Below are 6,294 nucleotides of genomic sequence, written 5' to 3' on the forward strand. Positions count from 1 at the left end.
GGGGCCGTCCGGGGCAAACCGATCACAGCAGCGTCAAGCCGTGCTCTTGGCCCCTAGGAGCGATGGGGCATTGCTTTGGGGTAGCCTCAGACTGGCGGAAATAGGGCGGGCCCGCGCCGACCTGAGCGGTGTCACTCGTTCGCCATCGGGTGATGTTCCAACACCAGCTCGCGCAGGCGCTCTTCCAGGACATGAGTGTAGATCTCTGTCGTGGCGACGTCCGCATGACCCAGAAAAGTCTGGATCGCACGCAGATCGGCACCGTTGGCCAGCAGATGCGTCGCGAAAGCGTGACGCAGGGTATGGGGCGTGACCTTTGCGGGCGACACACCGGCGGCGACGGCAATATCCTTGATCGTTATGTAAAAGGAATGGCGCGTCAGATGGCCCGATTTTCCGCGTGATGCGAAGAGGAAGGCCGAGTGCGGCTTGCCCTTGCTGCGGGCCTCTGTTTCCTCGTCTTCCCGGATCGCGAGCCAGAGGCGCAGCGCCTCGCGGGCGGGCGGGCTAAGGGGCACCATACGTTCCTTGCCGCCCTTGCCGCGGATCAGCAACATGCGCGGATCGCCCTTTGCGGCGGTCAATGGCAGCGACACCAGTTCGGTCACGCGCATACCGGTGGCATAGAGCAACTGCATGAGGCAGGTATTTCGCAGCCAGTCGTTGCGATTGCGCCCGTGGCGGGTTGCGGCATCCAGCAGAAGGTCTACCTCGGCTGTGCTCAGCGTCTTGGGCAGGCGTTTGTCCCGGCCGGGGCCACTGATCTGAATCGCGGGGTTGTCGGTGCGCAGGCCTTCTTCGAATGCGAAACGGTAAAGCTGTCTGATCGCCGACAGGCGCCGTGCGCGGGTCGCCTTGGACAGGCCCTGAGCGTCGGTGTGCACAAGGTAGTTTTCGACATCGACCCGCGTGGCATCCGAAAGGTCCAGTCCGCGCGCCGTCAGCCAGCCGGAATAGTCGCGCAGGTCGCGTGCATAGGCCAGCTGGGTATTATGCGCCGCGCCGCGTTCGGCGGCCTGGGCCTCCAGAAAGGCCGAGATCCAGTGCATGTCGTTCATCGGCGCGCACCTTCCCCCGTAAGGATCACCAGTTCGAGCGCCGCGCGACGGGCAGTATCCTCAAGCCCGACGGCGCGCAGCGTGGCCAGAGCGTCGGTCAGATCGTCGGTATTGCCGTCGGCGCCGCTTGCAAACAGCGCGATGGCGCGCAGGATGACTTCGCCCAGTCGTCCCTCATCCAGCTGGGTCTGCAAGGCCGCGGGAGGAAGCGCCTTGTCAAAGGCTGCGGCGATGGCCTGATGCTGCGGCTGATCGGGAATCGTGGCGGGGGCGTCACCGCGGGCGATCGCCCCGAGAAAGGCCAGTTCATCGGTCGGGGTGCCAATGGTGGCGACGGCAGATTCGTATTCGGGCGACAGCAGCGCCGCCTTGCGCGCCAAGTCGAGTGCGCGCCCAGAGAGCGGATAGGTCAACAGCCGCGCGCCGTAGAGGTTGGCAAAAGGCACAAGCAACCCGGCAGAGCGCATCTGTGGCCAGACCGCCTCCAATGCGCGGCCGATGGACGAAGCGTCGTCACCGGTGATTGCGCTGTCGAATTCCTGAAGCGCCTTGACCCGGTCCCAAATCCCGCCCGAAGCGGCGGGCTTGCGGTGGGTGTAGATCCCCAGCATCCGGTTTTCGGAAATGGCCCCGACCCGCGCCAACCGTTCGGCTGCATCAAGCTGTGCCTTCCATCCGGTGTCACCTGACAGATCCACGGTAGCAAAGGCACGCGGCAGGGGCGCCGTGGCAAGTGGTTCGCCAATCGCCTGAAACAGGCGGAATTCCAGTGGGCTGGGGCGTGCAGGTGGGTTTATCGGCGTAAAGGATTCGGCCAGATCCGGGTCCAGGAACCGTGCCAGCAGGTCGGCGTCGCGGTCGCTGATGGTTCCAAGCGCCTCGCCGGTGTCCAAAACGGTGGCCGCGACGATCCAGTCGCCGGTGCGCGCCGTGCAGAACACCCGGGTTGCCAGATCAGTGGAAAGCGACGGGCTGTCGGCAAGCGTCTCGCAGGGGGTGTTTTCATGCCCGGTCAGCAAGCTGAGGTCGAACCAGATCTGGAACAATTCGGGCGTCGTGGCACCCGCCCGTTCGATCAGCGCCTCGGCCGGTTCCACAACGCCCTGCGCCATCAGGCGGCCAAGCCGCGCGGCCAGAAGCGGCGCGCCGCGACGCGACGAAAGCGGCGCATCAGCCTCGGCTAACAGGAGCGTGTGCAGCAGAGCCGACAGGGCGGGAACGGCAGGGTCAACAGCGGCGATAAGTTCAATCAGGGTCGGGACATCCGACGTTTTCCACAGGCTGAGCGGCAGGCCGGTCACCTGCATCGGCAAGAGCCCGACGGCTTCGGGGTTGGGGGCACCCAGCGGCTGGACTTCGACCTCGGGGATGGTGATGGACGAGGCGGTGGGGGCTTCGGTCAGAGGAAGCGCCGGAATGGGGCGGGCGGGCATTGCGATCTGCGGACGGTTAAGCTGCGGCCCAAGCGTCTGGGGCACAGCTGTCTGGGCCTCCAGCCAGTCGATGGCAGAGAGCGGCGTTTGTGCCAGAGCGGGCGCCGCACAAAGCATCAAGGCTGCCGCGCTAATCCGCATCCAAGGTGACCGGCTGGCGGATTTCGCTTTGAGGTGGTGAAAAATCAGCCCCAAAGAACGGACCAATGTAGGCATATGCCGCAAGTGCGATCGTGCCCATGACAAGCAGATAGAATAACCATTTGAAAAGTCGGCCCATGTTCTTAATGATCTCCTGCCTCGTGTTTTTTCCAACTTATACCTAGCCTTTTGGACAAGATCACGTCATTCACGCAGCTGATGTTAAAATTGGCGGCTGAAAGCCGAAGAACAAGGGCAATGCGGGCACAGCTGAAGAAAACGGTTGTTCTGGTGGGCATGATGGGCGCGGGCAAGACGGCCGTGGGCAAGGCGCTGGCAGCTATGCTGGAAGTCCCTTTCCGCGATTCGGATGCCGCCATCGAGGAAGCTGCGAATCGGAGCATCGCCGAAATATTCGAGCGGGACGGTGAGCCGTTCTTTCGTGCCAGGGAAAGCCAGGTGATCGACCGGCTGCTGGATGAACGGCCTTCGGTTCTGTCGACCGGGGGCGGCGCGTTCATGAGCGAAGCGAACCGGCGGCTGATCTCGTCCAAGGGGGTATCGGTCTGGCTGAATGCAGACATGCCGGTGCTTTGGAACCGTGTCCGGCACAAGGACAGTCGGCCGCTGCTGCGCACCGCTAATCCCAAAGCCACGCTGCAGGCGCTGTATGACGCCCGCGTGCCGATCTATGCCCTTGCGGATGTGAACGTGCATGCAAAGCCGCGCTATTCCGTTGATGACACGGCCCGCGAGGTGTTGACGGCACTGCTGACACGGCCGGATGTTCTGGAGGAAGTCTGATGATAGAAACCGTGCACGTTCCTCTGGGAAATCGGGCCTATGATGTGCGCATCGGCGACGGTCTGCTGGCACGCGCAGGGGCCGAAATCGCGCCACTGCTGAGCCGCAGCAGGGTGGGCATTGTCACGGATGCCAATGTAGCCGCAGCACATCTGGCAACGGTTCAGGCCGCGCTGACGGCAGAAGGCATCGCATCCGAGGCGCTGATCCTGCCACCGGGGGAAACCACCAAGGGGTGGGAGCAATTTTCGCGCACCGTAGAGTGGCTGCTGGATCAGAAGGTCGAGCGGCGCGATGTGGTCATCGCGCTTGGTGGCGGTGTAGTCGGCGATCTGGTCGGCTTTGCGGCTGCGGTGCTGCGCCGGGGCGTGCGGTTCGTGCAGATGCCGACCTCGCTTTTGGCGCAGGTGGACAGTTCTGTCGGCGGTAAAACCGGGATCAATGCGCCACAGGGCAAGAACCTGATCGGCGCGTTTCATCAGCCGTCGCTTGTGCTGGCGGATATCGGCGCGCTCGGGACCCTGACACCGCGCGATTTCCTCGCGGGCTACGGCGAGGTGGTGAAATACGGGTTGCTCGGCGATGCGGCGTTCTTTGAGTGGCTTGAAACCAACGGTCCGGCAATGGCGGCGGGCAACATGGCTGCGCGGGCCCATGCGGTGCGCCGGTCGGTCGAGATGAAAGCCGAAATCGTCGTGCGCGACGAGACCGAGCAGGGCGACCGCGCGCTGCTGAACCTTGGGCATACCTTCTGCCATGCGCTTGAGGCAGCGACCGGTTATGGTGATCGGCTGCTACACGGTGAAGGCGTCGCCATCGGTTGTGCATTGGCGTTTGAGCTTTCGGCGCGCCTTGGGCTGTGTGCGCAGGAAGACCCAAGCCGCGTTTACGCCCATTTGCGCGCCATGGGGATGAAGACCGACCTTGCTGACATTGCGGGCGATCTGCCCGACGCTGACGGCCTGCTGGGTCTGATGGCGCAGGACAAGAAAGTGCTCGACGGGCAGATTCGGTTTATCCTGGCACGGGGCATAGGACAGGCCTTCGTGACGGCAGATGTCCCGACAGAGGCGGTGCGGACGCTCTTGCAGGACGCGCTGAAAAATCGCTAGTATTATGGAGCTTATGCAATTCGCCGCAGCATTTTTGCACAAAGCTCTGGGTCAAGCGCATCTTCTGGGCCAGAAATCGGGTTGAGGCGCTGTTTCGATCTGTCGAACGGTTCTGAGGAGTGGCGCCTGTTGTCGCAGTCCTCTGCTCTGGCTGGAATCACAACGGCCATTGCGCCACTGGAGACATTTGTCACATGATCAAAGCAGGCTTTCGCAAGTGACCACGCCGTTGACACATAGGCCAGCCAAGGCACCTCTCCGCGGAACCTGGCAGGAATGGGCGGTGGATCGCGCACTGCGCTTGTTCATCAATACGGCGCTGATGTTGCCTTATCGGTGGCGGGTGCCGCTGATGGGCAAGTTCGCGGCTTATGTCGTGGCGCCGTTGGCGGGCTATCCCGCGCGGATCAGGGCCAACCTTGCCAAGGTGCGACCCGATTTACCCGAAAGCGAGATCAGGCGGCTATGCCGGGCAGTGCCGGACAACGTCGGGCGCACGCTGATCGAAATTTATTCTGGGGCGGAATTCGCGGCCCACGCGCGCCGTTCTGTCATCAGTGGTCCGGGACTTGCAGCGCTTGAGGCGGCACGCGAAGCTGGGCGTCCCGTGGTGCTGGTGACCGGGCATTTCGGCAATTACGACGCCGCGCGGGCAGCGCTGATCGGGCAGGGGCACAACATGGGCGCGCTGTATCGCGCCATGGCGAACCCCTATTTCAACGAACATTATGTGCGCGCCATCACCGCCATCGGGCAGCCAATGTTCGAGCAGGGCAAGCGTGGCATGATCGAGATGGTCCGGCACCTGAAATCCGGTGGCGTTCTGGGCATTCTGACCGACCTGCATGCACCCGGCGGGGCGCGAACGACGTTTTTTGGCGAGGTGGCCAAGACATCAACGGTGACGGCGGACCTGGCTCTGAAATTTGATGCCCTGCTGATCCCGGTCTATGCCGTGCGCCAGCCAAGCGGTCTGGATTTCGAGATTATCCTGCAAGAGCCGGTGCCCGCGACCGACCCTGAAACCATGACGCAGGCCGTCAATGACGGGCTTGAGAATCTGGTGCGCGCGCATATGGAGCAGTGGTTCTGGATCCATCGCCGCTGGAAAACGAAGGCCAGACCCAAGAAGATCACGCAGACGGATTAGATCGGCGTGCCGAATGCCTAATAAAACAAAGGCCCGGCGGTTGTCCGGGCCTTTGTTTGTATTTTGGAACTGGGTTCTGATGTCTTAGAACGGTTATATATACCACAGAAATGTAAAGTGTGTGTGTTAGTGACTGATAAACATCGGATATTTGTCAATATCCGATGTTGATATCAATGGTTTAGTAAAGTTTCGCGGCCAAAAACGGCGATCATCGAGAAAAGTTTACAAAATCTCGATCCGCAGCTGGGACGACTTCTGAACCATGTTTTCGAGATCCCCGTCAATAGTGCTAATCCGCTCTGAACTTGGCAACTGTATGATGCAGGAAAGGGTCATCTGCGGCAGTATTGCCATGTACGCCCCCGTGTTCAGCCTTGGGCTATCGGACCACCAACCACTACACCCGGACTCTCAGCACCGCGCTCGCCGCCCTCGCTTCGCGAGATGAAAGCTCTGCGCGCCGAGCGAATTCTCATCCTGTATCGTTCGGCGTGGACCTGATCTGCCCCCCGGAAACTGGACCGTTTGAAGTTGGAGTTTCCCGCTACGATTTCCTGGCTGGGAAAGGAGCGGAATCACATGAAAGCATCGAA

Annotated in this window: 6 protein-coding genes; 3 read left to right on the forward strand and 3 right to left on the reverse strand. The window is 61.9% G+C overall.

Annotated elements, in window-relative coordinates:
- Positions 1–131 precede the first annotated feature (131 nt).
- From CHB75_RS13215 to CHB75_RS21685, 3 genes are read right to left on the reverse strand one after another with little or no spacing between them, the layout of a single operon-like run.
- Positions 132–1,058: a site-specific tyrosine recombinase XerD gene (locus CHB75_RS13215; protein WP_089271210.1), complete on the reverse strand. Its 927-nt coding sequence runs from the start codon at positions 1,056–1,058 to the stop codon at positions 132–134.
- Positions 1,055–2,632, reverse strand: coding sequence for a hypothetical protein (locus CHB75_RS13220; protein ID WP_089271212.1), 1,578 nt, complete (start codon positions 2,630–2,632; stop codon positions 1,055–1,057). The genes CHB75_RS13215 and CHB75_RS13220 overlap by 4 nt, the downstream gene beginning before the upstream one ends.
- Positions 2,622–2,771 carry a hypothetical protein gene (locus CHB75_RS21685; RefSeq protein ID WP_176439133.1) on the reverse strand — a complete coding sequence of 50 codons (150 nt, stop codon included), beginning with the start codon at positions 2,769–2,771 and terminating at the stop codon, positions 2,622–2,624. The genes CHB75_RS13220 and CHB75_RS21685 overlap by 11 nt, the downstream gene beginning before the upstream one ends.
- A gap of 80 nt (positions 2,772–2,851) precedes the next feature.
- Here CHB75_RS21685 and CHB75_RS13225 point away from each other — a divergent pair, with 80 nt between their 5' ends.
- The 3 genes from CHB75_RS13225 to CHB75_RS13235 all read left to right on the forward strand — a co-directional run bounded on the left by CHB75_RS13225 (position 2,852) and on the right by CHB75_RS13235 (position 5,698).
- A complete protein-coding gene (locus tag CHB75_RS13225) occupies positions 2,852–3,436 on the forward strand; it encodes a shikimate kinase (RefSeq protein ID WP_089271214.1) in 585 nt (194 codons plus the stop codon).
- Positions 3,436–4,548: a 3-dehydroquinate synthase gene (aroB, locus tag CHB75_RS13230; RefSeq protein ID WP_089271216.1), complete on the forward strand. Its 1,113-nt coding sequence runs from the start codon at positions 3,436–3,438 to the stop codon at positions 4,546–4,548. The genes CHB75_RS13225 and aroB overlap by 1 nt, the downstream gene beginning before the upstream one ends.
- Positions 4,549–4,831: 283 nt before the next feature.
- On the forward strand, positions 4,832–5,698 hold the full coding sequence (locus tag CHB75_RS13235) for a lysophospholipid acyltransferase family protein (protein WP_342745308.1): 867 nt from the start codon (positions 4,832–4,834) through the stop codon (positions 5,696–5,698).
- Positions 5,699–6,294 lie beyond the last annotated feature (596 nt).

Source organism: Puniceibacterium sediminis (assembly GCF_900188035.1).
Taxonomy (GTDB): domain Bacteria; phylum Pseudomonadota; class Alphaproteobacteria; order Rhodobacterales; family Rhodobacteraceae; genus Puniceibacterium; species Puniceibacterium sediminis.

Excerpts from the sequence above, each read along its gene's own strand:
- CHB75_RS13220 (WP_089271212.1), bottom strand. The coding sequence starts at position 2,632 with ATGCGGATTAGCGCGGCAGCCTTGATGCTTTGTGCGGCGCCCGCTCTG.
- aroB (WP_089271216.1), top strand. The coding sequence starts at position 3,436 with ATGATAGAAACCGTGCACGTTCCTCTGGGAAATCGGGCCTATGATGTG.
- CHB75_RS13215 (WP_089271210.1), bottom strand. The coding sequence starts at position 1,058 with ATGAACGACATGCACTGGATCTCGGCCTTTCTGGAGGCCCAGGCCGCC.
- CHB75_RS21685 (WP_176439133.1), bottom strand. The coding sequence starts at position 2,771 with ATGGGCCGACTTTTCAAATGGTTATTCTATCTGCTTGTCATGGGCACG.
- CHB75_RS13225 (WP_089271214.1), top strand. The coding sequence starts at position 2,852 with ATGTTAAAATTGGCGGCTGAAAGCCGAAGAACAAGGGCAATGCGGGCA.